We start from the raw sequence: 26,612 nt of genomic DNA on the forward strand, positions 1-26,612 counted from the left end.
AGGCGAACTTCCTTTTATTCATTGCCTGGCGGTGCGCAGGAATCCCGCATGACCACTTCGACGGGAAGCACAAGCGCTTCCATTTCTTGCTGATTGCCGTCGATCGAAGCCAGAAGGATCTCAGCCGCCCGGGTTCCGAGATTAGCCGTATCCTGCCTAATAGTCGTCAGAGCTGGAGTAACATACCGGGCAAGCTCAATATCATCGTAACCCATAACGGAAATATCCGCCGGTACCGCCAGCCCCTTATCTTTGGCTGCCATAACCGCGCCTAACGCCAGCAAGTCACCCGAAGCAAAGACGGCTGTCGGGCGTTCCGGCAGTTCAAGAAGACTCTGCATCGCGGCATAGCCGCTCTCCAGGGAATAAAAAGCCCCCACTGAAACATACCCCTCCTGCACCTCAAGCCCGTGCTGCTTCATTGCAGCCTTATATCCATTCTCTCGCTGTTTGCCCGGGAATGTATTCTCTCCCCCGGATATATGAGCGATTCTCCGGTGTCCCAAAGAAGTCAGGTATTCCACCGCCTGCAGCGCACCGGCAATATTGTCCGAGCAGACCGTATGTGACTGCGTTGTCTCATAATCCAGTATAACCGTGGGAATATTGCTCTCCAGCAGCTCCTGAAAATAAGGATCTTCATAATCAGAGAGAAACACCACGACTCCATCCACGCCATGAATCCGGCAATTTTCCAAATACCCGCTTTGCTTGCCGCCGACATCCTTGGAGATAAACATCAGGGCATACCCTTTGGCCACAGCAACCTGCTTGAAGCTCTCAATCACCGCGCCGAAAAACGGATGGCGGATACCGACACCTGTGCCCTCTACGAACAGCACGCCAAGGGTCCATGATTTCTTCGTAGTCAGCGTGCGTGCATGTGCATTAGGTAAATAGCCCATCTCGCGGGCAGTCCGCAGAATCTCCTGGCGCGTCTTCTCCCGCACATCGGAGTAGTTATTAAATGCCTTTGATACCGTAGTTGGAGAGTAACCGGTTCTTTTGGCAATATCATATATAGTTGTCATTCCGGTGCACTCCCCCGGCTCAAATGAAAGCCCTTTATTTGTTCACTGCCATTCTAACGTCTTTCCGCACGTCCGTCCAGCATAAAATATCCCTGTACCGCAGGCAGCAGTGTAACAGCCTGAATCAGCAGGCCCAAGCTGGTATAGACCACATGGACAACGGATACGGCGTTCATCATGTAGGTCTGCACCATAATCCAGATAATTTGCCCGAAGCCGATATAGAGCGAAAGTGCCCACGCACTATGCAGTGTCCTGAACGGATTCAACGGGGCCGCCCACTTCCAATCCGGCTTCTTGACTAGGCCATACAGCACCAGCAGCGGCAGAAGTCCAAAGATCACCAGCAGCAGAATGCCAGGGATTGCAAAATTCTCAAAGGGCGATCTTTCCAGCACGGAAGACGGCATCCCGATCATTTCACCACTGGGGTCTGCCAGCAGCATCAGTCCTCCCCCTATCGCTCCGACTCCCAGAAAAGCCTGAAGAATATACAGTAAAATTACAGCACCCGGTCTTTTCCCGGCTTGTGTCATTGCTAATCCCCCCGTATTCATCGTCCCAAAATATCGATCTCAACTTGCTTTGAGTAGATTTTACAGGTTCTCCCTCCACCCTGCTAAGACAGATGTCACAAATTAGGGAATCGGCGAATTTTTATGCTTGCGGTGTGAACAGACGCACTTTACGTTATACTAAAGTTATTATCTGTTGAACAGGAAGTCTTTACTAATCCATAAAAAAATGAGGGGACCGGGTGACGCTGGCAAAGCATCATCCACACATGCCTATGACCGATACGAACCAGCCTTTATCCAAACAATGCGCCTATTGCCATAAACTAAAACCACTTGCCGAATTCCGCCGGCGGACCGGAAAACGCTCCAAGGGCCAGTCCCGCCGCGGGGCCTGCAGGGAATGCCGCAAGACCCGCGAAGCGGGATCCGCTCCTGCACTGCTCCGCGGAATGGGAGCGGTGTCTGTGTCCGCTGTTTCAGCTCAGACTTCCGAACCCGGACCTGTACCTGCGTCCCGCCGGTCAACGGCCCCATCAGCCCCGGCTCCTGCAGCTTCCAAACCGCCTGTACCCAAAACCCATCTGCACTCCTTGCCGGAGCGCTCCAAGGAGGGTAAGGCCGCAACCCTTACCTCTGCAGTCAAGGGAAAGACGCGTCCGCGCGGAGCCGAGCAGCGGCGGAAATCGCCGCAGCCGTTCGGACCGAAGCCCGATCCGCAGGACGCCTCCGCCCTGATCCCTTCATTTAAGGGGATGATTCTGATGCGCGGACATAGCGACAAGGGCCGCCGCTGGCACCAGGAAATCGATCTGGAGCTGGCTGTGACCCTTGTCAGAGAGCATGCAGCAGTAGTTGTGAACCGCCGCACGATTCGCCGCCTGTACAGCAATAAGGATTTTCGGGCGTTAATTCTAAACAGGGACAACTATACTTGTCATTTCTGCGGCTTGTACGGAGACACTATTGATCACTTGCTGCCGCGCGCCAAAGGCGGCCACACCACTCCCGACAACTGCGTCTGTGCCTGCAATCAATGCAACCAGACAAAAGCCGACCAATATGTAGAAGAATTTATGGGCCGTTAGGAGCAGCGGGGCAGCTTTAGAAATCCACCTGCTGATCAAGCTTGCTCTACCCGGCTCCATTCCACTCACACCCCTAAATTTTTACCATTTTATAACATGCTCTATTGTATTGTCCAATTCAAGCAGAGCTTGCTCTTCTCTCCAATGATCAACACCAAGTGCCTAAGCAACAATAAACGCTCCTTCCGCCGGTGGCTGCTGTGCTGTTGGGCAGCAGTAGCCAGGCGAGAGGAGCGCTAATGAAAGTTAAAGATAGGGATGCAACGACCTGTTCATTCAGCTGGTAATATTCTTAACCCGGCCGACTTGTCCGTCCGTCAGCCGCACCTTGATGCCGTGCGGATGGCGGGGCGAATTGGTCAAAATATCTTTGACCGTGCCATGCGTAAGTTTGCCTGTTGGCTGGTCTTGCTTGAGTACAATATCCACCTCAAGTCCGGGGCGGATGTCTGCTCTGGATTGCCCGCTCATGATGTTCTCCCCTTTCATAGGTTATAATGGAGTCAACAATTACTGAAAAGAATAGGAATGAGGACAGCTATGGCCTTCGGAATTAACAGAGAAGAATTAACCCGGTGGAAACAGGCAGTCTCTGCAGGAGAGATCGCTTTTCTGACGCATTATTGGATTGACCCGCGCTTTCCGGAAATTACTACAGTGACTAAAGTAGGCTGCAGTGACTTGCCCCGTCTAAAACGCTGGTGTAAGGAGAATGGTCTTCCGCCGCAGTATATCCACAACCGCAAGCCCTTCCCCCATTTCGATCTTATGGGTCCGAAACAGCCGGAAATACTCCGGCAGGAGGGATTATGGGAGCAGTTGGAGCGGTTCCGCATGATTTGATATATACCGTATTTGCATGGCCCGATTACTTCTTGTTCCGCAGATCCTTCATAATCTGGCGCCCGGTAGGGGTCTGAGCCAATCCGCCCCCTGCCGTTTCACGGTGCTTCTCAGGCATAGCGGAACCGACCTCCAGCATTACCTTGATCACTTCGTCTGAAGGGATCACGCTGCGCACGCCGGCCAGCGCCATATCCGCTGCGGCGAGTGCCGTAACGGCACCAAAGCCGTTGCGCACAATGCAGGGAATTTCCACAAGGCCACCCACAGGATCACAGATTAGGCCGAGTGTATTTTTGAGTGCCAGACCGACAGCATGTACTGCCTGTGCCGGGGTTCCGCCGCGCAGCTCGGTCAGCGCTCCCGCAGCCATCCCGATCGCCGAACCAACCTCTGCCTGGCAGCCGCCTTCCGCACCGGATACAAAGGAGTTATTGGCGATCACGTAACCAATGGCACCGGCGGCGAACAAGCCCGACACCATATAATCATCGTCCCAGCCAAACCGCTCCTGGCAGCTGAGAAATACACCGGGAATGATTCCGCAGGAGCCTGCGGTCGGTGTGGCAATAATGCGGCCCATGGACGCATTCACTTCAGATACAGCCAGCGCATAGGCCATCGCGGTACCGGCAGATCCGCCAAGACACGGTTCATCTGCCGCATTGTAGGCAGCAACCCGCTGCGCATCAAGGCCGGTCAGACCGCTGCGCGAGGTGGTATCTTCGTGCATGCCGCGGTGCACCGCCTCTTTCATCACTCCGTAGTACTGGCTCATCGTGGCGAACTCCTGCTCTGTGGAACGTCCGGACTCTGCGCTTTGCTCCTCAAGCATAAGCTGGCCGATACCCAAACCCCGTTCCTCGCATAGTACCGCCAACTGGCTTAATGTTTGAAAATTCATGATGAGCTATCCTTCCCTTTCTTTACTTGCGTTGGTTCGTTTAAATCAACAACCTTTACCGACTTCACGGCCGGAAGGCCCGCCAGATCCTTGAGCAGCTCTGCTGTGGCTGGCTCATCCAGCTCCAGCACTGTCAAAGCCGCACCGCTGCGGTTCTTGCGGTCCAGGGACATATGCCCGATATTAAACTGGCCTTTGCGCATTACATCGGTAACACTCGCGAGTACTCCCAAATAGTCCATATGGTTAATCAGCACTGTCGGATACATTCCCGTAAGCTTAACCCCGAAGCCGTCGATATCTACAATTTCAATATTGCCGCCGCCAATCGAGATCCCCGTAAGCGTCATTTCTGTTCCGGTCTCCCGGCCGACAAGACGCAGGCGAACCGTATTGGGGTGGGGGAACAGCCCCGTTCCCTGCCGGAAGGAAATCTCCATCCCGTCCTCTTGCGCAAGCTCGATAGAATCAGGCAGACGGTGGTCATCCGTGGCGAAATCCAGCAGGCCACCGGCAATTGCCCGGTCTGTGCCATGCCCCTGATAGGTTGCGGCAAAGGAACCGAAGAAAATGACCTCAGCCTCGCCCGGCACTTCACCAAGCACCTGACGGGCTGCTCTGCCAATCCGGGCCGCTCCCGCAGTATGCGAACTGGAAGGCCCGACCATCGCCGGGCCGATAATTGAGAATACATCTTTAAAGCGCATAGTTCAGATCGCCACCTATCAAAATTCGACAATATACTCACATATATTATACTGCACGAATGCAGAAGCTACACTATTACATTGGTATGTCACCTTACGATAGATCATTATCAGGGCCGATGCTCTGAAATCTCTCCGCCTGATTAAGTATCCTGTGAGAAAAGAACAATCCCGTCCCGTTCCTGCCAGCCGATGCCCGACCAGAAGCTGCGGCCCAGCTCATTCCCCTCAATAACCATCAAGTGGCATTTCACAATGCCGGCTTCCCGCAATCTGCCTAGACAACGGGAGACCAGTTCACGGCCGACTCCTGCTCCGCGGCATTCTCCGCTGACAGCTACATGATACATATACCCTCTGCGCCCGTCATGTCCGCACATTGCAGTCCCGGCAATTTTGCCCGCTTCATTCTCGCAGACTAGACTCAGTCCGGGGTTGCGCTCCAGATAACGGACAATTTCTTCCCTGGAGTCAGCCTGGCTGAGGTTCATGCCTGTAGTATTCCCCCATAAAAGATACGCTTCCTCATAATCATCTGCAACCATTGCTCTGTACTTCAATATTCCTTCCCCCGTTTCCATTGTTCATTGTATGTAGGGATAAGCCTTCTTGCACATGTATTCCAGCTCCTCATGACGAAGCCTGCCAAGGTCCAGCAACGCCTTATAAGGATCGCCTTCCAGCTTCAGCAGTCCCGCAAAAGCCGGTTCCGTCTTCATTCCGCCTGACTTCAGCAAAATAATTTCTTCGCGGAAACTTTCCCCCAGCAGATCCAATATCCGCCCCTCTACCAGCATATGCAGCCAAGCGTTCTGCTGCCGCGCTGGCTTGGCTTGCCCGAACAATTCAATCGGCCAGCCTCCGGCATGAAAATTAATCTTGGTGCGTGTTATTGCCCCAACCACCCGGGTTACGGCGGAATATCCGGTCCACTGCCCGAAATAACCGTGAACCTCGGCGGTAAAGCGCACGGGGTCATGTACCTCGCAGATCAGATCGAGATCGCTGCCTTCCACTTGAATTCCCAGAGGTATCGTACCTGCAAGCAGCGGTTCATAGTCCGCAAGAAGCCCCATAATCCGCAGTTCCTGAAGCAGATTGTATACCTCTCGTTGAAGTACCGTGCCCTGCTGCAAATAGGCAAGATTGAACCAGTTCACACGATCCGCCATACGTTCCTCCCAGGTAATATATCATAATTTTTTTCATAGAACGCCAGATTTGTCCCCCTGATCATTGCCCGCTTCAAATGCCGGATTCACACTGCGGAAGCGCACGCTTTCCTGGGCGCATGCATAAAAATATACGAATGACAGCATCCAAGGAGGATAACCGCGATATGAATCCCACTTACCCCTATTATGGGGAACAAACGGTATGCCGCAAGCAGCCCATTGCCTTTCCGCCGCAGCATCAGAACCGCCAGCCGGGCCTTGAAAGTCTGATGAGCCCCCGCCCGATCAGCGAAAACCCTGAGAGCTTCGGCAGCCGAAAGCTGGAAGGCAAGGTGGCGCTGATTACCGGAGGGGACAGCGGCATCGGCAAGGCGGCGGCCATCGCATTTGCCAGGGAAGGGGCGGATGTAGCCATTGCCTATCTGTACGAAGCCTCGGATGCCGAAGTCACACAGCGGCGCATTGAACAATTGGGCCGCCGCTGCCTGCGGATCGAAACTGATTTGCGGCATAAGCAAAACTGCTTCCAGGCCGTAGAGCAGACAGTACAGACCTTTGGCAAGCTGGATATCCTCGTCAATAACCATGGTGTGCAGTATCCGCAGAAGAGCATTCTCGATATTTCAGAAGAACAGCTGCTCCAGACCTTTCATACCAACATTATTCCGTTCTTTTACCTGACACAGGCCGCACTGCCGCATTTGAAAAAAGGCAGCTCCATCATTAACACCGCCTCAATCACCGCTTACCAGGGCCACAAAGAGCTCATCGATTATTCAGCCACCAAAGGTGCCATCGTCACCTTTACACGCTCTCTTGCCCTTTCGCTCGCCGATACCGGAATCCGTGTCAACAGTGTCGCCCCCGGGCCGGTCTGGACACCGCTCATTCCCTCCAGCTACTCCGCTGCCGAGGTCAGCGTCTTCGGAACGGATACTCCGCTCCGGCGTGCGGCTCAGCCTTATGAATTAGCCGGAGCCTATGTCTATCTGGCCAGTTCCGATTCTTCTTATGCTACAGGCGCATGTATTCATGTTAATGGAGGGGACATGGTCACAAGCTGAGCTGCCGCCGGTAAAGGCCCTGAGTCCGCCGTAGTAGCGTTAATCCCACCCTGAAAGGAAGTTTTAGGATGAATAAAATCAAGGATTACGATCTTCCGTCCGTCCGCCTATCCGCAGGCATGTACGCACTGGCGAAACTCTCCGCCGCCGGTCTGACCTTTATGCTCGTCTCCCTGCTGATGCTGTTCTTTCCGCACGAAGGCGGAGTGCCGGAAGGCTGGCCGATATCGGTGCCTTATGCCATTTACGCTTATGGACTGCCGGCGGCACTGCTGGCAGATCTGCTGCTGCGCATGTTCCGTTCGTCTTCGCTCGGGCCGTCACTGGTCCTGTATGCGGCTGCCGGCTTTGGCGCAGGTCTGTGGCTGGCCTCGGAGCAGGGCGGAGAAGCCATGACCTGCGGCATCTACGGCATAGCTGTACTTCTGGTATTCCGGCTTGCCCAGGTAGCCGGCGAGCGGCAGCCGCTGCTGCTTCCTGTATTCGCGCTATTCATCCCGCTGCTCTGCCTGCTGCTGCTCTAGCCTGCAGGCAGTTGCACCGGGTGCCAGACCGGCATGCATCCGGCAGGATGCATAGTGTGATCAGGCTTCTCCACACAGCTTCCTGCAATCAGAGTGCTTCAATGATATCCCCGGCAATTAATGCAGCCGGATGATGCCGCATGCGGGCTGCCCGTTCTCCGGCCAGTCCGTGCAGATACACGCCAAAAGCCGCAGCCTGTGCGGCATTCAGCCCTTGAGCCAGCAGTCCGGAAATGATGCCTGTCAGCACATCGCCCGCTCCGCCGGTTCCCATACCCGGATGGCCTGTGACATTTACATAGGCTTGTCCTTCAGGCGTTGCAATAACTGTATGCGCCCCTTTCAGCACAAGCACCACGCCATGCTCCCGGGCATAGTCCAATGCCAGACCGATCCGGTCGCGCTGCACTGCTGCCGTGGCAAGACCTGCCAGCCGGGCCATTTCTCCCGGATGCGGCGTCAAGATCACAGGCCCCCGGCGGGTCCAGGAGCTGTAATCGGCATCAGCCAGGATGTTCAAAGCATCGGCATCGATGACCAGGGGTATTTCCGTCCCCTCCCAAATCGTGCGGAGCCAATCCGTATCGCCCTCGAACCGGCCAAGGCCAGGACCAACGGCGATAACCTCCTTTCCGGCACCCAGCCGCAGCACCTCTGTTGCCGTGCCTGCTTTCCAGGTGCCATCCTCTGCGCTGCCGGCTGCAGCCAGCATCATTTCAGGGGCGGCACCGATCACATAGGGCAGCAGCCCGCCGGGCAGTGCCCAGGTAACCAAGCCGCAACCCGCCCGCAGCGCAGCCCGGGCGGAGAGCAGGCCTGCACCGCTCATGGCCAGGCTTCCGCCGGCCAGCAGGACATGCCCGTAAGTGCCCTTGTGGCCTTCGGGCGAGCGGCGGCGCGACACGTCGATCTGAAGACGTGTCCGCAGCACCTCCGGCGTCAGCAGGCAAGCCTGCACGCCGTGATCCCGGGCCAAGGCAGCCGGAATGCCGATGGAGCGGACCACCACATGCCCGGCTGCTCCCGCGCCGGGATATTGCACCAGCCCGCGTTTGAGAAACGCGAGGCAGACTGTCACTGCTGCATGAATGCATGGCTCATGCAGCTCGCCCGTGTCCGCGTTCAGCCCGCTCGGGATGTCCGCGGACACCACCGGTTTGCCGCTGCTGTTCGCGGCGGCAATCAGCTCCGCATAGGCACCGCGCGGGGCTCCCGCGCTGCCGGTGCCGAGCAGCGCATCCACGATGCCGCTGCATGCGGCAAAGTCCAGCCGGTCCGCGCCGTAGACGGCGGCGGGCAGGCCCATGGCTGCAGCGGCATCCCGCTGCAGTGCGGCTTCGCCGGCCAGCGACTCCGGCGCGGCCGCGTACACCAGCGTGACGGCGATGCCCGCCTCACGCAGGTGCCTGGCGGCGGCGAGGCCGTCGCCGCCGTTATTGCCTTTGCCGACGAGAATCAGCCAGTGCTCGGCTTCGGCAGAGTCCAGGGTCAGCGCGGCATCGCCGCTGACCCTGAATCCCGGCGGCTGAATCCCCGGGCCGCCGCTTCCCTGGATGGCAGCAACGCCTCTGCCGCTGCCACGCCCTGCTCCCGGTTCCTCGCCGCCACGCCCCACATTCGTTCCCGCGTCTCTGCCATTCTCTGCACCCGGTCCCCCGTTTATATAGCCGCCGCGCCCAGCTATATCTGCATCAGCCCAGCCGCCTCCCGCTCCGGCCCGTCCATCGTTCCGCTCCTCTCCGCCTGCGCCTCCACCGTGCCTGCTCCGGCACAGCGCGATAACCTCCTCGGCGATGGCCCGACCCGCATTCTCCATCAGCGCAACCGCCGGAATGCTTAAACCCTCAATCGTTATGCGGTCCAATTGCCGCATCTGCTCAACAGTTACCAGATCCATAACTCGCACCCCTTTCGCTACATTTCCATCGCAACAATAAAGGGTAAGCCTTACGGCATAAAATGCAATAAGTCTTACCCTTTGCGCATAACCGGAATCCACTCTCCCAGACTGTATCGGTCCTGTTGTTCAGTTCAAAGCAACCTTACAACTGCTTCTGTTCTGTACCCAGCTCAGCTAATAAGCTACCGTAAATCTCTCCCGGCTGAAATTGCCTTCCTCCAGCTCATCAATGACCGCCACGGCGAAATCCTCCACGCTGATGCTGCTCTCGCCATTTTCATCCACGATAAGCCGGTCCAGTCCGATGCGGAACATGCCTGTCCGGCGGCCCGGGACGATGAACGCAGGCGGACTGATATACGTATAATCAAGTGCCGAGCCTCTATAAATTTCATAGGCGTTGGCATGTGCGGCAGCCAGCGGCCGCAGCTCCTCGGGGAATTCGGCCGTGTCCATCAGCCACTCTCCCGATTCCGTCTTCAGACTGCCCGCTCCGCCGACGATCATCAGCCGTTCCACCCCGGCTATACGCATCCCCTCCAGGAGCGAATCCGCTGCGCCAAGCAGATCATTTTCCCGCCCGGAATCCGGTCCAAACGCACTGATGACTTCCCCATGCCCGCCAACTACGGCAGCTACCGAGGAAGGATTCAGGATATCAACGGTGGCAATCTGCAGCCGCTCATGCTCGATTTGCAGCGAATCCGGCTGGCGGACGGCTGCGGTTACTTCGTGTTTTCTTTTTAGTGCTTCCTGTACAATTGCTTTTCCCAGCGTCCCCGACGCACCTAGCACAACAACATCCATCTCTAGTTTTCCTCGCTTTCTCAAGCCCTAATTCTAATTTATCCCATAGTGGCGTTCTGAAACCCTTCGGGTAGAAACAGCATTCAAATACCCCCGCTAGGTGGGGGTCGGCCAGCCTCACTATCATAAGATTACAATCTGCCATTCCGGCCAGCTACCGCCGCAGGAACATCCCTTGCGAATAAGGCATTACCGGAACAAAACCATACTGATCATACAGCTTCGAAGCTTTCCCGTCAGCAATGAGGCTAATATACGACGGATTGGGCACCGTATCCAGAAATGCCCTGATCTCACCCATAATGACTTTCCCGAAGCCACGCCCTTGACGGGAGGGCTTAACGGCAATATCCGTTACCTGAAAGAAACAGCCTCCGTCCCCGATGACGCGCCCCATCCCTACCAGCATGTCCTCTTCATAGAGGGATACTGCATAACAAGAACGCGGAAGCCCGGTCATAGCCCCCTCTACACTCATCGGACTAAGTCCTGCCTCAACCCGCAGCGCCAGATATTGCTCCACCGAGGGAGATTCATGTCTAATTTCTACTTTTTCTGCTGTATCCATATTGTCCTTCCCTTCTCGTTCCTACTAACGGTCTCAGGATCTGCAATGCTGTTACCAATATATACTTAAGCATTGATTTCAAGCAAGGCCGGGTAACCGGCTGACGGAATAGGTACATGCGGAGATTTGAAACGTTGAAGGAATTCTGACGTAACAGAACTAATAAATTGTTTAGAAAAGCAATAATATTATTCTCAGCCTGCATCCCGGGGTAACCTAGAGATAAAGCCAAATATTCACAATATCATTAAGAAAGGAATGGTGAAGTACTCATGTCTTCTCTGGGGAAATTATTGAAATGGGGGACTTTCACTTATGAAGCGTTCCTGGCCCTGCCGATCATTGGAGGGATGTTCGTTGTAGCCAATGCATGGGTCCCGCTCGGCATCGCCTTTTTGCTGCACGCAGTGGCTGTTATCATCATGCTTAAGGAACGGGGGCCTTTTATCGGCAACGTCATTGGTATCATTACCTCGATAGTCGCTCTAATTCCGATCGTTGGCTGGATCATGCATGTGATCACGGCGATAGTCTTACTGCTTGAAGGCCTCTCCTCTTCCCGTCGGGGACCGCGTTATTAAGGCAATACTTATTTTAATGCCCCGGATGGAAATAGCCTGGAATTGATGTGCTCTATCGAGGTTCCGGCAGAACTGAAGCATATCACTGACAAATTATCTTTTGACGAATGGGAAGCCTTAATTAAATAAAAAAAAGAAAGACCTTCAACTGATGGAGGTCTTTCTTTATACCTTCTATCCTCGTCCCGCAGAACGGGTATCGGTGCGCCGGCTTCCGGTCTCTCCACTATATCGTGCATTTGCAGTGCTGTTCTCGAAACGTTTGCGTTCCGTACGCTCCATCTGTACTATCTGACCTTCATGCACTACGATGTGCAATGAGCCAAACTCCATGTCATCCAGAAGTCCTGCAATCCGCGTCAGCCATACCTCATCCACTTTCAGTGGCTTAACCATTCTCCAGCCTCCCTTTCCCCGGACAGGGGATGTTCTCCGCCTTGAATCCCGTTATTACCAACTTGTTTACTAAGATTTAACTTAGCATGGAACTAAAAGAGCTGTCAATGAGCATTTTTTCGTAACAGCCAGCTTTTGATGATCATTGTTACCAAGGCGAGCAGGAGCAGCAATGAAGCCACCGCGAACGATGCCGAAAATTGATATTCATTATATAAAATCTCGACATGCAGCGGCAGCGTATTCGTTTCTCCCCGGATATGCCCGGAGACTACCGATACCGCGCCGAACTCGCCCATAGCACGGGCATTACAGAGAATAATCCCGTACAGCAAACCCCATTTAATATTGGGCAGTGTCACACGCCAGAAAATCTGCCAGCCGTGCGCCCCCAGCGTAATCGCCGCTTCTTCCTCCTGTGTACCTTGATCTTCCATCAGCGGAATCAGCTCACGGGCCACAAAGGGGAACGTCACAAACAGCGTAGCCAGCACAATGCCCGGGAGCGCAAATACAATCTTGATATCATGGTCGCTGAGCCAGGACCCGAACCAGCCATGCGCGCCGAACACCAGAATAAAGATCAGCCCGCCGATGACCGGTGACACAGCGAACGGCAGATCAATTAAGGTAATCAGGAAGCCTTTTCCGCGAAAACGGAATTTGGTCACTGCCCAGGCGGCCGCCACGCCAAAGATTGTATTCAGCGGGACGGTAATCGCAGCCACCAGCAGCGTCAGCCGCAGCGCCGAAGCGGCGTCGGGATCACTCAGCGCGGCCCAGTAGACATCCCAGCCCCTCTTCAGCGCTTCTGTCAGCACGACAATCAGCGGCAGGGCGATCAGCCAGAACAGCACCAGCCCGGCGGCGGCAATCAGTACCCACTTCACCGCAGGAGATTCGTTCGTAGCAGGCGAGGATACGCTGCTTTTCCGCCCTGGAGCGAGCATCGGCACAGTACCGGCCATAATTATTCCTCCTAAATTTTTGTGAGCGTTACTTCACTGAATTGGCTTCGACAAAAATCACTTCGGAAGCATATGCTTAATTTTTGTGAGCAATACCTCACTGAATGGGCTTCGACAAAAATCGCCTCGAAAGCATACGCTTAAGTTTTGTACTTCCCCTATCGTGAGCTTTTGCGGGCCCAGCGCTGCAGCAGGTTAATCACGAACAGCATCAGGAAGGAGATCAGCAGGAGAAGAAGCGCCACCGCTGTAGCGCCGGCATAATCGAATTGCTCCAGCTTGGTCATAATGAGCAGCGGGGCAATCTCTGTTCTCATCGGCATGTTGCCGGAGATGAATACCACCGACCCGTATTCTCCGATCCCCCGGGCAAAAGCCAGTGCAAAGCCGGTGAGCAGCGCAGGGAACAGCTCCGGCAGCACAATCCGCAGAAAGGTCCGCCAGCGGCCTGCCCCCAGCGTCGCGGCGGCTTCTTCCATGTCTCTGTCCAGATCCTCCAGCACGGGCTGTACGGTGCGGACAACAAACGGAATGCCGATAAACATCAGCGCAAGCGTGATGCCCAGCGGCGTGAAGGCAACCTTCAGGCCGAGCGGCTCCAGAAGGGAGCCGATCCAGCCATTCTGTGAGTAAAGTGCTGTCAACGAGACACCCGCTACGGCTGTCGGCAGTGCAAACGGGAGATCGATCAGGGCATCGAATACTCTTTTTCCGGGAAACTCATAGCGTACCAGCACCCATGCCAGCAGCAGTCCCAGAAAAGCATTCGTCAAAGCTGCCGCTGCCGCAGTGCCCAGGCTGACCCGGTAGGAAGCCAGGACGCGCGGGTCTGTGGCTACATCCCAGAATTTAGCCCAGCTGAGTCCGGTGGAGTTGAAGAGCAGCGCCGAAAGCGGCAGCAGGACAACGAGACTCAAATACAGTACACTGTAGCCCATCGTAAGCCCGAAGCCGGGCAGCACCTTGCGCCGCACCGCAGCCGTAGTAGTGACATTCATTTACGTATTCATCCTTTCCTGCCTTCAGCTTATGGGCTGATCAGCACCCTTAACGGGACGAACTTTCCGAAGCCTATCTTTACAGATTGCGGCTCTATCGCCAGCATCGAGATCTAAATGACCCGCACTTAAAGTAAGAGTTAGCTGCCCGGCACATAAATCTTGTCGAAAATGCCTCCGTCATTGAAATGTTTCTCCTGCGTTTCTTTCCAGGTGCCGAATTTATCAGCCAGCGTAAACAGCTTGATGTCTGGGAATTGGTCCTTGAACTGCTCCTTCACACTTTCCAGAGTGGGGCGGTAGTAGTTCTCTGCAGCTATTTTTTGACCTTCTTCGGTGTAGAGATATTTCAGATAAGCCTCGGATACCTCACGTGTTCCTCTTTTATCGACAACCTTGTCGACTACGGCAACCGGAGGTTCAGCCAGAATGCTCTCGGAAGGATTCACAATTTCAAATTTGTCCGGCCCCAGCTCTTTGATGGACAGATAGGCTTCATTCTCCCAGGCAATCAGCACATCACCGATTCCGCGTTCCACAAAGGTTGTCGTAGAACCACGCGCCCCGGTATCCAGTACCGGCACATGCTTGAACAGCTCCTGCACAAATTCCTGTGCTTTGGCTTCGTCATTATTGTTGTGGTCGAGCGCATAACCCCATGCCGCCAGATAGTTCCAGCGTGCACCACCGGAGGTTTTCGGATTCGGTGTAATCACCTCTACACCTTCCTTAAGCAAATCCGGCCAGTCCTTTATGCCCTTCGGATTGCCTTTACGCACGAGGAAAACAATAGTCGACGTGTAGGGTGAGCTGTTAAGCTCAAATTTATTTTGCCAGCCTTCATTGATGAGTCCTGTTTCCTGCAAAGCGTCAATATCATATCCAAGCGCCAGCGTGACTACATCCGCTTCCAGACCGTCAATAACGGCACGGCTTTGTTTGCCTGAACCACCATGGGACTGCTTGATCGTTACTTTCTGGCCAGTTTCCTGCTCCCAATAAGCCGAAAAAGCCTTGTTGTAGCTCTCATAAAGCTCACGTGTAGGATCATAGGATACATTTAGCAGCTCTACCGGATCTTTAGACGGTGCTTTGGTCGCTTCTGCCGTTGCCGCCGCATTGGTGCTCTCCGGCGTACCGGTTGCTGCACCTGCGCTGTTGTTCGTATTGTTAGTATTACTTCCGCAAGCAGTAAGCCCTGCCGTCAACAATAGTGTAAATCCGGCGAGCAGCCCCTTCTTGATCCCTTTCTTCATCACAATCACTCCCCCATGTTTTCTCTTAAATAGATGATTGCTGAACTCTCTATGCGCTAATTTCTGCAAAAAAGGACGGAGGAAGGCCCACGTATGGCAGGTCAAATCGGTCCTGAAAGACACGTATCTGCGAGCCTGAAGCGGGCGTTCCTCCGTCTGTACGGTAAGAACTCTTATTCAATTATTCCTACCCATTTAGTAGGTTATAAAGACATAATACTGAAAGCTCCTTACCCTGTCAAACCTTTTTTTAGAAAAAGACGGCAATCAGACATTCTCCGGCTGAGCGGCAGCAAGTGGCGGCCGTTCCTGCAAGATCCACTTGTTATTAAAGCTCTAAAGTAATAAGATTGCTACATCTAATAGGGGAAAAAGAGAGAGTGGAAATCACCGCAAAATGTCGGGGGAGACAATCATGGGAATGGATTTGGAGTATGCTCCGGCGCCGGGGAGACCGCGGCTGCACCGGAGGATACGCAGCAGCCTTGCAAAGCGAATTAGGGAAACTTACCGTTATGATACAGCACTATGGAGGATGGCACTTACCGGTCCTTGGATAATATGTGTTCTTATTTTTACGGCGGCTATTCTGGGCATCCCCACCGGTCTGGGTGCCCCGGCGGATATTATATTGGCGGCCGGAACCGGCACCATCTTCCTCGCTCTGGCAGCCAACATACTGGCTCTGGTGCTGGCATTGACCGGACTGCCTGTCCCGCGGTTATTTACGGGCTCTATATTGAGTGCGGCGGGCGCCGTTCTGCTAATCCTGTATTATGCTGAATTGGAGATTGAAGCAGCTGCTGCCGTCGCTGTTCTTGCCGCCTTATTCGGCGGGTTCGGAGGACTTGTACTTGGCCTGCTGCGCAGCAGGCGGATCGTTTCGGGACTACTGCTCGCAGTTGCTGTCGCCTTATCTTCGATAGCCCTGCCGATCAAGAGCCACGGCGGAGCGATGCCCGTGTTGGCAGCGTCCACGGTGATTAAGGATGATATCCCCGCTGCAAATCCGGGAGAGCCCGGTGACTATACCTATCGCAGCTTTACTTACGGCAGTGGCGAGGACTTGCACCGTTCTGAATACGGTAAGAAAGTCGATCTTCTCTCCTCCACTGCGGATGCCTCGGCCTATATCAAAACCTGGCCTAAGCTGCGGACTATATTCTGGGGATTCGACTACAGCTCGCTCCCTTTAAATGCCCGTGTCTGGATGCCCGACGGTGAAGGCCCCTTCCCGCTTGTGCTTATGGTTCATGGCAACCATATGATGGAGGACTACTCCGACGGAGGCTACGCTTACTTGGGCCAGCTGCTGGCCAGCCGGGGATTTATCGCACTCTCCCTGGATGAGAACTTCCTGAATTATTCAGCCTGGTCCGGCATTCCCGACAACGACTTCAAGGTGCGGACCTGGATGATTCTGAAGCATCTCCAGCAGATCGGCATCTTCAATGAACAGGCCGGCAACCCTTTCTATCACAAGGTGGATTACACCAAGACCGCCCTGCTCGGCCATAGCCGCGGCGGGCAGGCTGTTGCCATGGCAGCCGATGCCGAACGCTGGTTCAAAAGCGATCCCGTACTGGCTGACGCCAATAAGTTTTCGATAGCCTCGGTCATTGCTCTCGCTCCCACAGATAAGGCAATCGACGAGAAGCAGGCCAAGCTGATTGACGTCAATTACCTGACCCTGCAAGGCGCACGGGACGGGGATGTGCATGACTTCTATGGAGACCGCCAGTATATTCGTTCTAGTTATTCCCGCGGCTCCTCCGCTTTCAAAAGCTCTCTATATATCGCCGATGCCAATCATAGCCAGTTCAATACCGACTGGGGACTCTTGGATCAGTCATTGCCGGCAGGATTGTTCCTCAGCCGAACGCATATTATGGACGGAGACGAGCAGCGGCAAATTGCTAAGGTCTATGTAGCTGCGTTCCTGGAAACAACCCTGCATGGAGAGGCTGGCTATCGCGGGCTATTCCGCGATTACCGCAGCGGAGCGAAGTGGCTGCCGGATACTGCGTATTATAGCCGATTCCAGAGCGGAGAATTCATCCCGGTAGCTACTTTTGACGAAGACCGCAACAAGAACACGGCACTAGGCGGAACGGCAGCTGCCACGGGACTTAGCTGGACGGAAGAAGTTGCCCGGGACCGTGAGCTGAAGAGCAAAGCAACGCATGGCATCCTGCTGGAACGCAGTGCCAGCAACAGCGGAGAAGAAGCTGCTTACACCATCACGTTTAAAGATAGTGTCACTAGCGATATTGCCGAGTCCGATGCAGAAGGTCTGACCTTTTCCCTGGCTAACCGCAACGCCGATGCTGATGAGGATGATGAGGATGAGGATGAGGATGAGGATACCGGCACTGCCGATAATACAAAGCCTTCCCCCTCGCCTGATGTAGTGGTCGAACTCACGGATAGCAATGACATTGCAGCCCGCCTGCCGCTGGACGAGGTGATGGAGGTTCTGCCGCTGCCCCAAACCCAGTTCACGGTAAATTCCTGGCTGGAAAAACGGGTAAGCGACGGCAAATACGGCGATCTTTCGGAAGCCGTGTTCCAGACCTACGAGCTGCCGTTTGAAGCCTTTCTGGAGGAGGAGCCTGCGCTTGACCCCGGCAAGCTGACTGAAATAACCTTCTATCTGCAGGAAGAAGGCGATAAAATCATGCTCGACGATATCGGATTTTATAACTGATCCGGCGAAATCAATGGATTACACTAAATAGGGCCTCTCCCTTTCACTGATTAACAGCGAAGGGAGAGGCCCTTATCCTATTACAATTCCTTCTTGCTTCTTGTTACAGGGCTTTTATGCAGACCGGTGAAGGAACTTCCAGTTCATTGCCGGTAGGAATCAGCCTGCCACTCTCACAGTCGATTCTAAACGAGACGATATTGCCGCTGTTCTGATTGGCAGCGAGCAGCATTCCCCCCATAATAGCAAAGTTGCGCGGTGTCCGGCCGCCCGAATTGACCCAGTCCGCCGGTTCAAGCAGGCCTGTAGCTGCATCAATAAGGAATAGGGCGATACTGTCATGGCCGCGGTTGGAGGCATAAAGGAACCGTCCGCAAGGAGAAACATGGATGTCAGCTGCCGTATCATCACTGCCAGCTGTGTACTGCTCCGGCAGTGAGCTGACACTCTGGAATACTCTCAGGTCCCCCTGCTGTTCGTCGCTTGCAAATACCGTAATGGTGCTGTTCAGCTCATTGATCAGATATAACCATTGTTCCGTGGGGTGATAGGCCAGATGGCGCGGTCCCGAACCGGGAGGCAGATCGACTTCACGATGTGTAATCAGCTTTCCGTCCTGCACACGGTACAGCAGAACCTGATCGAGACCCAGATCACAGACCAGCACCCGCCCGCCGGTACTGTCGGGAATTACCGAATGGGGATGCGGCGCTTCCTGGCGGTCTGGGCGAATCCCTGAACCTTCATGCCGGACCTGAGCCGACATCTCTTGGAGAGAACCGTCCCCGCTCACAGGAAACACGTTGACATTGCCGCCCGTGTAATTGGCGACATATATGTAATCCCCTTGCGGATGAATGGAGACATAACAGGGGGCACCGCCTTCTGTACTTCTGCCGCCTAGCGGGTGCAAGGCTTTGGTTCCGGCCTCAATGGCAAAGGCATGAATTTCTCCCTCATCCTGTTCGCTGACTGCATATAGAACAGTTCCCGCACGGTTTACAGCCAGATAGGACGGATTCTCAATGCCCTTGGTACCGTCCAGAACTCTCATTTCCCCTGTATCCTTGTTCAAAGCCCCCAGCAGAATAGCATCCTCTTCCTTGGTATTATAAGTCCCCACATAAAATAGTACTTCATTAGGCTGTTGCATAGCAGCGTCTCCTTTTAGTGTAATAGCAGCGTATCTTGCTTGACCCCGGCAGACCCGCTTTTCGGAGCCATCGTTTGCAGGTATATTTCCTTACTTCTTATATACCCTGCACAGCACCCTGTTCACTCATATCCGCGCTTCATTTTCACTATAACATGTTTATATACCCAACACATTATGCGGGTTAAACAGCATGTTTTGGGGCATACTTGAATACTGATAATAAGCAGCAAGGCAATATTTTACACATGGTTTAAACGTTCCGCTTGAGGTTAATAGTAACCATCGAAGATAACAAACACAAAGGAGCTGAAGCATAATGAGTTTATTATGGATGTTAATTGTAGGCGGGGTAATTGGTTGGTTGGCAGGTCTGATCATGGGCAGAGATATTCCTGGAGGCATTATCGGCAACATTATTGCCGGTATTCTGGGTTCATGGCTCGGTGGCATGCTGCTCGGAAGCTGGGGACCAAAAATCAGTGATTTCTACGTCTTCCCTTCATTGATTGGTGCCATTGTCCTGATCTTTATCGTCAGCCTGATCCTCCGTTCGGTCGGTGGACGCAGCCGTTCTTAAGCTTGCCGGCGATCGAAGCTGAACCAGATGAGTTGAACATTTGGACACAACCCGCCAGGGTTACCCTGGCGGGTTTATTGTGTCTGGAGGATCAGAGATCCTCAGCAAACCGGCCTGAATTTTAGTTTCAGCTGCGATTCTGAACATCACAGAATTTCTGCTATAATGGAGAAATAGTGACACAAATCACAGAGAGGAAAGTGAATCATGGGCAATATTAACCCCTCGCTTCTGCATGTGGGCTCCACACTGGGGGCCGTGTTTATGGCGCTGATGGTTATTTTTATCCGCCTGAAGGCAAGCGCGAGACCGGTGACCCTCCGTAAAATATGGATACCGCCGCTCGGCATGTCCACAGGTTTTGCCATGTTCGTTGTACCAGAGGTCCAGTTTCCCTGGTGGTGGGCGGTTGCGGCTTTCCTGATCGGCTGGTTCATTTTCGCCTATCCGTTAATGCGCAGCACAGTCTTTGAAGAACGGGACGGCCAGATTTACGCCCAGCGGTCCAAGAGTTTCGCCTTCATTCTGCTCGGATTGCTGCTGATCCGCACAGTGCTTCATGAGTTTATCAACCGATATGTATCCATACCGCAGTCAGGCGGATTATTTTTTATTCTGGCCTTTGGCATGATCCTCCACTGGAGGGTGTACATGTATAAGCGCTATACCCGAATGGCTCTGCCGAAGGCACCTATTCCCCAGCCCCGCGGATAAGAATGAAGCATAAAATGAGTAAAAAGAGCATTTCATTGACCCTTAGGGCCGCACGAATGCTCTTTTTTTTTATTTTCCGGAAGTCCACCTTCACGCTACAAGCATAGAATATTCTATAACTCCGCCCAGTCATTCCTAACCTTCCATGTCATTTGTGGCAAAAAATGTTCGGTCAAAACACGCTTTTTCACCTTCATGTCAGGTAACTTGCAATCAGATCAGTTAAAATATAAGCATACTTCACCAAGGAATAGGAAACGTATACTTTTTAGAGAGCGAGGACAAGGCAATTGAAAACGAAATCGAGAAAAGTGGCGATCGTCGGCTCCGGTAATGTGGGCTCCAGCTGCGCCTATTCCATGGTCAACCAGGCGATATGCGATGAGATCATGATGGTCGACCGCACCTATGACTGGGCCATGGCACAAGCGCTTGACCTCTCGCACTGCATGGATTTCACAGGGACACGCACCAAAGTATATGCCGGTACCGCAAGCGATTGCGGCGGAATGGATGTCGTTATCCTGACTGCCGGGGCCAATCCCAAACCGGGTCAGACCAGACTTGATGTCCTGGATGATGCTGCGGTTATAACTAAGTCTATTATTACGGAAATTATGGCTGGCGGATTCGACGGTATCTTTGTAATTGCCGCCAATCCGGTTGATATTGTCACCTATATGGTATGGAAAATCTCCGGACTGCCGCGCCACCGCATTATCGGCACCGGCACCTCTATTGATTCATCGCGGCTGAAGACGCTGCTGTCGGAAGTATTCTCCATTGATCCCCGTAGTGTGAACGGCTATGCACTCGGCGAACATGGAGAATCCCAGTTTGTTGCCTGGTCGCATGTAACGATCGGCGGCAAACCGCTTCTGCAGATTATGGAGCAGCACCGCGAACGGTTCAGGGATCTGGATCTGGAGGATCTCGCCCGCAAAACGAAGGATGCCGGCTGGGAGATCTTCACACGCAAAGGCTCCACGCATTTTGGCATTGGCAGTGCTCTGGCTTATATCACGCGCTCCATCCTGAATGATGAACACAAAATCATTGCCGTCTCGGCGATTCTGGACGGAGAGTACGGGCAAAAGAATGTATGCGCCGGAGCTCCTGCCATTATCGGCGGGGGCGGCATTCAGGAACTGCTGGAGCTGAATCTCAGTGATCAGGAGTATGCGAAGTTTGACGCTTCATGCGGCATCATCCGATCCGGCATCGAAAGCCTGCATCTGGAAGAGAAGGTTTAATTCTTAGCTCAAACGAAACAGCCCCCGGCTGCCGCGCTGCAACGCGCGAAGCCGGGGGCTGTTCTTATTTTATCTGCTGATTAACGGAATTTTTCGATCTCTTCTTTCAGCTCAGACATCATCAGATTCAGTGATTCCGCAGAATTGACTACCTGCTTCATCAGCTCCTTCTGATCCGTTGAGGCCTCAGCGACCGCCTGGGCGTTGTCCGCGGAAGTCTTGGCGATAATCAGCATATCGGAAATGGATGCCGTAATTTCTTCCGTGCCTGCAGACATCTCTTCATTAATAGCGGATACGTCCTGGATCTGCACCGAAACTTCACGGATGGAGGAACGGATATGGTCAAAGGCGGACCCAACTTTCGTCATCTTGTCCATACCATCGCCAATTTCGGAAATGCTCTTCTCCATGGATACTGCGGCATTCGTTGTCGAATTCTGAATTTGTCTGATTAATTCAACAATATGCACAATCGCTGTATTGGTACGCTCGGCCAGCTTCTTCACTTCATTCGCTACCACTCCGAAGCCCCGTCCATGCTCGCCCGCTCTGGCTGCCTCGATGGAAGCATTCAAGGACAGCAGCCCTGTCTGGTTGGATATCTCTGAAATCACATCGACGATTTGCCCGATTTGTTCCGATTGCTGTGTCAGTGTGCCGATGAGTTCAGCTGTCTGGCCCGCAGTAGAACTGATTACCTTCATCTGTTCAAATGTCGCCTTGATCTCATGATAGCCGTTCTCGACCTCTGCACTTACAGACTCCGCCTGATCGGATACACTCACGGAGGATTCAGCAATCCTTTGCAAGCCTACCGCCATCTCTTCCGTAGCCCGCGCGGACTGTTCCGAACCTCTGAACTGCTCCTCCATTCCTTGCGCCACTTCCTGAATCACCTCTGCAATCTCTGCCGAAGTGTTGGAGGACTGAGTGGCGTAATCCAGCAGACCTTCCGCAGATACCGCTACCTCCACTACGGTTGTATCGATCTTGCTGACAATTCCGGAGAGGGATTCAATCATATGATTAATACTCCGGCTCATCTGGCCGATTTCATCCTCGGAGCCAACAACCACCCGCTCATTCAGCCGTCCGTCTGCCACCCTTTTCATCACTTCCGAAATAGCGACAATCGGCTTAACAATCTTCCGGGTAAGATAGAGGGACAATACCACGACAAGCAAAATAACGATGACTACAAAAATTGTCGTCAAGGTCTGGGCCGAATTCACTTTAGCGTAAACTTCGCTTTTGGGAACATTAATCAGCAGCTTCCAATCGGTTCCAGGGATGGTTTTGAAATATGTAATAAGAACTTTGCCCTCTTCGCCCTTATAGGTTACCGAACCGTTAGGCTTGCTCAATATACTTTTAACCGCTTTTTGCGTCCCGGGTTTCTCTGCATAATCCGCAATATTTTTTCCGATCTTGCCCGGATCAGAGGAGGCATAATAGTTCCCTTCCCCTGAAACTATAAATCCGTACCCGGTTTCGCCCACCTTGATATTTTTGGCCATTTCCATCATAATCTCCGGTGTAACCGAGAAGGCAATACCGCCGTTAAACTGGTTATCCTTATCCATAATCGGGACCATAATCGTAATGATATGTTTATTCAGCTGTTCCAGAAAAGTCATATCAGCTATTGACGGTTTATGTGTCTCCTTGGCCTCCAAGAAATACGGGGAGGTACCCGAATCCGCCGTCATCCCCATCATATTGCTGAGTTTACCTTCTTTACTAATAACGCTATAGCCTTCAGACTGAGTGTCACTTTCCTCGAGCACCTTGATTACCGGGAAAATGCTCTCCGGCTTTGCCGTATCGAACTCGGGATGCATAGTGATCAGTTCCTGCACCGCAGAGGTTTTGGACTCCAGCCATTCCCCGAGCTGAGAACTATTCATATTCAGAGTACTTTCCGCCAGCTCTTGACTATCCGACTTGGTTACACCGCCGAAATACTGCATAAAAAAGATGGTAGCTCCCAGCAAAGGCACGATGGAAATGGCAAGAATCACAAGCGACCATTTCGTCTGCACGGATACTGGCTTTCTTTTCTTTGCTTTCATTTTCATTTTTTCCTGCTTCATTTCTGTCTCTTCCACCTTAAGTCCTCCTAGCAGTACTAGATACAATTTTCCAATTGCTGTAAATGTATACTAATATATCGGCAAAAACAGACATAAATCATTATATTCACGACAAAAAATAAGCCCTTAGTCCCACAATATGGAATCTAAAGAGCTTACTTTTTCATACTATTTTCATGTTTTTTCACATAATTTTCAAGCTAACTACAGGACTCCTATGACATTCATTCTGTTTTAGGCGCCTGCAGCGCCCTGATGCTGTTCAGCACAGCAAGCACGGTTACACCCACATCCGAGAATACCGCCTCCCACATGGTAGCAATCCCGAATGCACCCAGCAGCAGAAAGATCGCCTTGACCGCCAGGGCAAAAATTATATTCTGCCAGACAATGCTCCGCGTCCGCTTGGCTATTCCGATGGCCTCAGCAATCTTCGACGGTTCGTCGGTCATAATGACAATATCCGCCGCTTCAATTGCTGCATCCGAGCCAAGTCCGCCCATTGCAATGCCCACATCTGCCCTCGCCAGCACAGGGGTATCGTTGATTCCGTCGCCGACAAAAATAATTTTCTCCCGCTGTGACTTCTCCTTCTCCAATCTTTCGACAGCTTCCACTTTATGCTGCGGCAGAAGCTCGGCATGAATTTCATCAATTCCCAGCTGGCGCCCGACAGCCTCCGCTACCGACGAAGCGTCACCTGTCAGCATGACCGTCTTGCGGATGCCCAACGCCTTCAATTTGCGGATCGCCTGAAGGGAGTCGTCCTTCACTTCATCAGATATGACCAGATATCCTGCATATTGTTTATCAACAGCGATATGAACAATTGTTCCGCTCACCTCAGAAGTCCCGCTGGAGATTCCCTCGCGCTCCATGAGCCGGGCATTTCCGGCGAGCACTGCCCTGCCTTCTACAGTAACGGCTATGCCATGACCGGAGATTTCATTGTAATCGGCAATAACTTCACCTGGAATATCTGCGCCGTAAGCCGACCGGATGGATTCCGCAATAGGATGGGGCGAATGGCTCTCTGCATAAGCGGCAAGCCGCAGCAGCTCACTCTCGGCAATACCTTCCGCAGGAAAGATGCCAGTAACTTTGAACTGCCCTTTCGTCAGCGTTCCCGTCTTATCGAACACGACAATCTTCACATCATTCAGTGCCTCAAGATAATTGCTGCCTTTAACCAGAATGCCATTCCGGGAAGCCGCTCCAATGCCGCCGAAGAAGCCAAGCGGAATGGAGACGACCAGCGCACAGGGGCATGAAATGACGAGGAAGACAAGCGCCCGGTAGATCCAATCCGAGAAGGTGGCCCCACTGATAAACAGTGGCGGCAGTACTGCCAGCAGCAGGGCTGTAATGACTACAACCGGAGTGTAGGCCCGGGCAAATTTCGTAATGAAATTTTCTGTCTTCGCCTTGTTGCTGGAAGCATTCTGCACCAGTTCAAGAATTTTGGATACCGCTGATTCCCCGAAGGTTTGAGTGACCTGAACGGTAATCACACCGTTGCGGTTGATAAAGCCGCTCAGCACCTGAGCGCCCGGCTCAGCCGAGCGTGGCACCGATTCTCCGGTAAGCGCGGACGTATCCATCATTGCACTGCCCTCGAGGATTGTTCCGTCAAGCGGCACCTTCTCACCCGGCTTGATAACAATGATGTCTCCGACGGCCACTTCCTCCGGCGATACTTTTCTCAGCTTCTCCCCTTCCTTGAGAAAGGCAAATTCCGGACGGATATCCATCAGCGCTGTAATGGAACGGCGGGAACGGTTAACTGCCAGACCCTGGAAGAGTTCGCCAACCTGATAAAAGAGCATGACGGCAACGCCTTCCGGGTACTCGCCAATGGCGAAAGCCCCGATCGTCGCCAGTGCCATCAGGAAATTCTCATCGAACACTTGGCCACGGACAATATTCCTTGCGGCTGACCAGATGACCTCGCCGCCAACAATCAAATAAGCGGCCAGGAAAATCAGCAGCTCCGGGAATCCGCTGACCGGCAGGAACATTCCGGCTGCCGCTAGAATTCCGCCGGCGCCCAGCCGCAGCAGAATTTTGCGCGTATCTCCTTCCCCATGCTCATGGCTATGGGAGTGGCCATGAGCTTCATCATGTGCATGATCATGATTATGGGCTTCATCACTACCATGAGTGTGACTGTGTCCGTGGGCCTCCCCCTGGCTATGTCCATGAGTGTGGCCCTGATGTTCATGCTGGGCATGAGCGTGGGCTTGCCCTTGTGCTTCTAAGGATACAGAATTCACAGCAGCAGCCTGCTGCTTCTTCCTTCCAGCAGCAGTTTGAACCTCCTTCAGCTTCACATGCGGCTCAAGGGTAGTTACTGTCCGCTTTGCCTCTTCGGATACCGTGTCCGCATAAGCTGCGGCAGTCTCCAGTGTCATCATCTTCATCGCGAAATTTACGGAGCAGGATGACACTCCTTCAATCTTTTTCACCTTGTTCTCAATTTTCATGGCGCAATTTGCGCAATCCAGACCCTCGAGCACCCACTGACGTCTTACGTTTCCCTCCACCGCATTCAAATCACTCATCTCCCTTGGAAAAAACTATATATGAGTATCTGTTCATATGTTTACTTACACATATTATATTCCCCCTAAACTTGCAGTGTCAATGCAGATTCCGTATACTTCATCACTTTTTTTAAAATGATAAGAAGATCACAATTGTTTCCAAAAGGGACTTGTAATTCAGCTGAGTTGCGAATACTATTAACATATGATCAATCATTCATATGTTATTTTAGGAAGGGGT

General features: G+C 53.1%; 27 protein-coding genes and 1 pseudogene. 11 read left to right on the forward strand and 17 right to left on the reverse strand.

Annotation, left to right across the window (positions count from 1 at the left end; genetic code table 11):
• Positions 1-14: 14 nt before the first annotated feature.
• Both NYE29_RS07655 and NYE29_RS07660 read right to left on the reverse strand, forming a co-directional pair.
• The gene (locus NYE29_RS07655; RefSeq protein ID WP_340895178.1) at positions 15-1,031 is read right to left on the reverse strand and encodes a LacI family DNA-binding transcriptional regulator; all 1,017 of its coding nucleotides are present in this window, start codon (positions 1,029-1,031) and stop codon (positions 15-17) included.
• A gap of 53 nt (positions 1,032-1,084) precedes the next feature.
• Positions 1,085-1,567, reverse strand: coding sequence for a hypothetical protein (locus tag NYE29_RS07660; RefSeq protein WP_340895180.1), 483 nt, complete (start codon positions 1,565-1,567; stop codon positions 1,085-1,087).
• Positions 1,568-1,821: 254 nt separating this feature from the next.
• On the opposite strand from NYE29_RS07660, the gene NYE29_RS07665 reads away from it, so the two are divergent.
• The gene (locus tag NYE29_RS07665) at positions 1,822-2,634 is read left to right on the forward strand and encodes an HNH endonuclease (RefSeq protein ID WP_340895181.1); all 813 of its coding nucleotides are present in this window, start codon (positions 1,822-1,824) and stop codon (positions 2,632-2,634) included.
• 276 nt (positions 2,635-2,910) lie between these two features.
• Here the strand turns inward: NYE29_RS07665 and NYE29_RS07670 are convergent, their stop codons facing one another.
• Positions 2,911-3,105, reverse strand: a complete 195-nt coding sequence (locus NYE29_RS07670; RefSeq protein WP_038585239.1) for a YwbE family protein — start codon at positions 3,103-3,105, stop codon at positions 2,911-2,913.
• A 69-nt stretch (positions 3,106-3,174) separates the two neighbouring features.
• Between NYE29_RS07670 and NYE29_RS07675 the strand changes: the two genes are divergently transcribed.
• Entirely contained in the window at positions 3,175-3,477 is a 303-nt protein-coding gene (locus NYE29_RS07675; RefSeq protein ID WP_340895182.1) for a hypothetical protein, read from the forward strand.
• 25 nt (positions 3,478-3,502) lie between these two features.
• Here the strand turns inward: NYE29_RS07675 and sdaAA are convergent, their stop codons facing one another.
• The 4 genes from sdaAA to NYE29_RS07695 all read right to left on the reverse strand — a co-directional run bounded on the left by sdaAA (position 3,503) and on the right by NYE29_RS07695 (position 6,260).
• Complete coding sequence (sdaAA, locus tag NYE29_RS07680; RefSeq protein ID WP_038585233.1) at positions 3,503-4,381, reverse strand: L-serine ammonia-lyase, iron-sulfur-dependent, subunit alpha; 879 nt, start codon at positions 4,379-4,381, stop codon at positions 3,503-3,505.
• Positions 4,378-5,088 (reverse strand): L-serine ammonia-lyase, iron-sulfur-dependent subunit beta, encoded by a 711-nt coding sequence (sdaAB, locus tag NYE29_RS07685; protein WP_340895185.1) that lies wholly within the window; start codon positions 5,086-5,088, stop codon positions 4,378-4,380. Before sdaAB ends, sdaAA begins: the two co-directional genes overlap by 4 nt.
• A 143-nt stretch (positions 5,089-5,231) precedes the next feature.
• Positions 5,232-5,648, reverse strand: a complete 417-nt coding sequence (locus tag NYE29_RS07690) for a GNAT family N-acetyltransferase (RefSeq protein ID WP_340895187.1) — start codon at positions 5,646-5,648, stop codon at positions 5,232-5,234.
• A gap of 24 nt (positions 5,649-5,672) precedes the next feature.
• Entirely contained in the window at positions 5,673-6,260 is a 588-nt protein-coding gene (locus NYE29_RS07695) for a DUF4269 domain-containing protein (RefSeq protein ID WP_340895189.1), read from the reverse strand.
• Between the two features lie 167 nt (positions 6,261-6,427).
• Here NYE29_RS07695 and NYE29_RS07700 point away from each other — a divergent pair, with 167 nt between their 5' ends.
• Together NYE29_RS07700 and NYE29_RS07705 are read left to right on the forward strand one after the other, a co-directional pair.
• Complete coding sequence (locus NYE29_RS07700; RefSeq protein WP_340899639.1) at positions 6,428-7,327, forward strand: SDR family oxidoreductase; 900 nt, start codon at positions 6,428-6,430, stop codon at positions 7,325-7,327.
• A gap of 68 nt (positions 7,328-7,395) precedes the next feature.
• On the forward strand, positions 7,396-7,851 hold the full coding sequence (locus tag NYE29_RS07705; RefSeq protein WP_038585218.1) for a hypothetical protein: 456 nt from the start codon (positions 7,396-7,398) through the stop codon (positions 7,849-7,851).
• Between the two features lie 88 nt (positions 7,852-7,939).
• Here the strand turns inward: NYE29_RS07705 and NYE29_RS07710 are convergent, their stop codons facing one another.
• The 3 genes from NYE29_RS07710 to NYE29_RS07720 form a co-directional block, all read right to left on the reverse strand.
• Complete coding sequence (locus NYE29_RS07710) at positions 7,940-9,748, reverse strand: NAD(P)H-hydrate dehydratase (protein WP_340895191.1); 1,809 nt, start codon at positions 9,746-9,748, stop codon at positions 7,940-7,942.
• Between the two features lie 177 nt (positions 9,749-9,925).
• Positions 9,926-10,558, reverse strand: a complete 633-nt coding sequence (locus NYE29_RS07715; RefSeq protein WP_076113881.1) for an NAD(P)-dependent oxidoreductase — start codon at positions 10,556-10,558, stop codon at positions 9,926-9,928.
• Positions 10,559-10,712: 154 nt separating this feature from the next.
• On the reverse strand, positions 10,713-11,126 hold the full coding sequence (locus NYE29_RS07720) for a GNAT family N-acetyltransferase (protein ID WP_340895192.1): 414 nt from the start codon (positions 11,124-11,126) through the stop codon (positions 10,713-10,715).
• 272 nt (positions 11,127-11,398) lie between these two features.
• On the opposite strand from NYE29_RS07720, the gene NYE29_RS07725 reads away from it, so the two are divergent.
• A complete protein-coding gene (locus NYE29_RS07725) occupies positions 11,399-11,707 on the forward strand; it encodes a hypothetical protein (RefSeq protein ID WP_076113883.1) in 309 nt (102 codons plus the stop codon).
• A gap of 3 nt (positions 11,708-11,710) precedes the next feature.
• A pseudogene (locus NYE29_RS07730) lies at positions 11,711-11,836 on the forward strand (VOC family protein); the annotation flags it as partial.
• A 45-nt stretch (positions 11,837-11,881) separates the two neighbouring features.
• Here NYE29_RS07730 and NYE29_RS07735 read toward each other — a convergent pair.
• The 4 genes from NYE29_RS07735 to NYE29_RS07750 form a co-directional block, all read right to left on the reverse strand.
• Entirely contained in the window at positions 11,882-12,103 is a 222-nt protein-coding gene (locus NYE29_RS07735; protein WP_038585204.1) for a YezD family protein, read from the reverse strand.
• A gap of 104 nt (positions 12,104-12,207) precedes the next feature.
• Positions 12,208-13,071 carry a sulfate ABC transporter permease subunit CysW gene (cysW, locus tag NYE29_RS07740; RefSeq protein ID WP_340895193.1) on the reverse strand — a complete coding sequence of 288 codons (864 nt, stop codon included), beginning with the start codon at positions 13,069-13,071 and terminating at the stop codon, positions 12,208-12,210.
• A 158-nt stretch (positions 13,072-13,229) separates the two neighbouring features.
• Positions 13,230-14,069, reverse strand: a complete 840-nt coding sequence (cysT, locus tag NYE29_RS07745; protein ID WP_340895194.1) for a sulfate ABC transporter permease subunit CysT — start codon at positions 14,067-14,069, stop codon at positions 13,230-13,232.
• A 140-nt stretch (positions 14,070-14,209) separates the two neighbouring features.
• A complete protein-coding gene (locus tag NYE29_RS07750) occupies positions 14,210-15,325 on the reverse strand; it encodes a sulfate ABC transporter substrate-binding protein (RefSeq protein ID WP_038585197.1) in 1,116 nt (371 codons plus the stop codon).
• A gap of 93 nt (positions 15,326-15,418) precedes the next feature.
• Here NYE29_RS07750 and NYE29_RS07755 point away from each other — a divergent pair, with 93 nt between their 5' ends.
• Positions 15,419-15,670: a hypothetical protein gene (locus NYE29_RS07755; RefSeq protein WP_340895195.1), complete on the forward strand. Its 252-nt coding sequence runs from the start codon at positions 15,419-15,421 to the stop codon at positions 15,668-15,670.
• A gap of 70 nt (positions 15,671-15,740) precedes the next feature.
• On the forward strand, positions 15,741-18,032 hold the full coding sequence (locus NYE29_RS07760; protein ID WP_340895197.1) for a poly(ethylene terephthalate) hydrolase family protein: 2,292 nt from the start codon (positions 15,741-15,743) through the stop codon (positions 18,030-18,032).
• Between the two features lie 103 nt (positions 18,033-18,135).
• Here the strand turns inward: NYE29_RS07760 and NYE29_RS07765 are convergent, their stop codons facing one another.
• Entirely contained in the window at positions 18,136-19,185 is a 1,050-nt protein-coding gene (locus NYE29_RS07765; protein WP_340895199.1) for a lactonase family protein, read from the reverse strand.
• Between the two features lie 319 nt (positions 19,186-19,504).
• Here NYE29_RS07765 and NYE29_RS07770 point away from each other — a divergent pair, with 319 nt between their 5' ends.
• The 3 genes from NYE29_RS07770 to NYE29_RS07780 all read left to right on the forward strand — a co-directional run bounded on the left by NYE29_RS07770 (position 19,505) and on the right by NYE29_RS07780 (position 21,732).
• Positions 19,505-19,765, forward strand: coding sequence for a GlsB/YeaQ/YmgE family stress response membrane protein (locus NYE29_RS07770; RefSeq protein WP_054943165.1), 261 nt, complete (start codon positions 19,505-19,507; stop codon positions 19,763-19,765).
• A 207-nt stretch (positions 19,766-19,972) separates the two neighbouring features.
• Complete coding sequence (locus NYE29_RS07775; RefSeq protein WP_340895202.1) at positions 19,973-20,479, forward strand: CcdC family protein; 507 nt, start codon at positions 19,973-19,975, stop codon at positions 20,477-20,479.
• Positions 20,480-20,769: 290 nt separating this feature from the next.
• The gene (locus NYE29_RS07780) at positions 20,770-21,732 is read left to right on the forward strand and encodes an L-lactate dehydrogenase (protein ID WP_340895204.1); all 963 of its coding nucleotides are present in this window, start codon (positions 20,770-20,772) and stop codon (positions 21,730-21,732) included.
• A gap of 80 nt (positions 21,733-21,812) precedes the next feature.
• Here NYE29_RS07780 and NYE29_RS07785 read toward each other — a convergent pair whose 3' ends face one another.
• Both NYE29_RS07785 and NYE29_RS07790 read right to left on the reverse strand, forming a co-directional pair.
• Entirely contained in the window at positions 21,813-23,843 is a 2,031-nt protein-coding gene (locus NYE29_RS07785) for a methyl-accepting chemotaxis protein (RefSeq protein WP_340895205.1), read from the reverse strand.
• A gap of 209 nt (positions 23,844-24,052) precedes the next feature.
• Positions 24,053-26,380, reverse strand: a complete 2,328-nt coding sequence (locus NYE29_RS07790) for a heavy metal translocating P-type ATPase (RefSeq protein ID WP_445322158.1) — start codon at positions 26,378-26,380, stop codon at positions 24,053-24,055.
• Positions 26,381-26,612: the final 232 nt, after the last annotated feature.

The organism is Paenibacillus sp. FSL M7-1046 (assembly GCF_038007405.1).
In the GTDB taxonomy this organism is placed as follows: domain Bacteria; phylum Bacillota; class Bacilli; order Paenibacillales; family Paenibacillaceae; genus Paenibacillus_AQ.

Bases quoted from the DNA above. Each gene is read 5' to 3' on its own strand.
- NYE29_RS07655 (WP_340895178.1), bottom strand. From the start codon at position 1,031: ATGACAACTATATATGATATTGCCAAAAGAACCGGTTACTCTCCAACT.
- NYE29_RS07660 (WP_340895180.1), bottom strand. From the start codon at position 1,567: ATGACACAAGCCGGGAAAAGACCGGGTGCTGTAATTTTACTGTATATT.
- NYE29_RS07665 (WP_340895181.1), top strand. From the start codon at position 1,822: ATGACCGATACGAACCAGCCTTTATCCAAACAATGCGCCTATTGCCAT.
- NYE29_RS07670 (WP_038585239.1), bottom strand. From the start codon at position 3,105: ATGAGCGGGCAATCCAGAGCAGACATCCGCCCCGGACTTGAGGTGGAT.
- NYE29_RS07675 (WP_340895182.1), top strand. From the start codon at position 3,175: ATGGCCTTCGGAATTAACAGAGAAGAATTAACCCGGTGGAAACAGGCA.
- sdaAA (WP_038585233.1), bottom strand. From the start codon at position 4,381: ATGAATTTTCAAACATTAAGCCAGTTGGCGGTACTATGCGAGGAACGG.
- sdaAB (WP_340895185.1), bottom strand. From the start codon at position 5,088: ATGCGCTTTAAAGATGTATTCTCAATTATCGGCCCGGCGATGGTCGGG.
- NYE29_RS07695 (WP_340895189.1), bottom strand. From the start codon at position 6,260: ATGGCGGATCGTGTGAACTGGTTCAATCTTGCCTATTTGCAGCAGGGC.
- NYE29_RS07700 (WP_340899639.1), top strand. From the start codon at position 6,428: ATGAATCCCACTTACCCCTATTATGGGGAACAAACGGTATGCCGCAAG.
- NYE29_RS07705 (WP_038585218.1), top strand. From the start codon at position 7,396: ATGAATAAAATCAAGGATTACGATCTTCCGTCCGTCCGCCTATCCGCA.
- NYE29_RS07710 (WP_340895191.1), bottom strand. From the start codon at position 9,748: ATGGATCTGGTAACTGTTGAGCAGATGCGGCAATTGGACCGCATAACG.
- NYE29_RS07715 (WP_076113881.1), bottom strand. From the start codon at position 10,558: ATGGATGTTGTTGTGCTAGGTGCGTCGGGGACGCTGGGAAAAGCAATT.
- NYE29_RS07720 (WP_340895192.1), bottom strand. From the start codon at position 11,126: ATGGATACAGCAGAAAAAGTAGAAATTAGACATGAATCTCCCTCGGTG.
- NYE29_RS07725 (WP_076113883.1), top strand. From the start codon at position 11,399: ATGTCTTCTCTGGGGAAATTATTGAAATGGGGGACTTTCACTTATGAA.
- NYE29_RS07735 (WP_038585204.1), bottom strand. From the start codon at position 12,103: ATGGTTAAGCCACTGAAAGTGGATGAGGTATGGCTGACGCGGATTGCA.
- cysW (WP_340895193.1), bottom strand. From the start codon at position 13,071: ATGGCCGGTACTGTGCCGATGCTCGCTCCAGGGCGGAAAAGCAGCGTA.
- cysT (WP_340895194.1), bottom strand. From the start codon at position 14,069: ATGAATGTCACTACTACGGCTGCGGTGCGGCGCAAGGTGCTGCCCGGC.
- NYE29_RS07750 (WP_038585197.1), bottom strand. From the start codon at position 15,325: ATGAAGAAAGGGATCAAGAAGGGGCTGCTCGCCGGATTTACACTATTG.
- NYE29_RS07755 (WP_340895195.1), top strand. From the start codon at position 15,419: ATGGCAGGTCAAATCGGTCCTGAAAGACACGTATCTGCGAGCCTGAAG.
- NYE29_RS07760 (WP_340895197.1), top strand. From the start codon at position 15,741: ATGGGAATGGATTTGGAGTATGCTCCGGCGCCGGGGAGACCGCGGCTG.
- NYE29_RS07765 (WP_340895199.1), bottom strand. From the start codon at position 19,185: ATGCAACAGCCTAATGAAGTACTATTTTATGTGGGGACTTATAATACC.
- NYE29_RS07770 (WP_054943165.1), top strand. From the start codon at position 19,505: ATGAGTTTATTATGGATGTTAATTGTAGGCGGGGTAATTGGTTGGTTG.
- NYE29_RS07775 (WP_340895202.1), top strand. From the start codon at position 19,973: ATGGGCAATATTAACCCCTCGCTTCTGCATGTGGGCTCCACACTGGGG.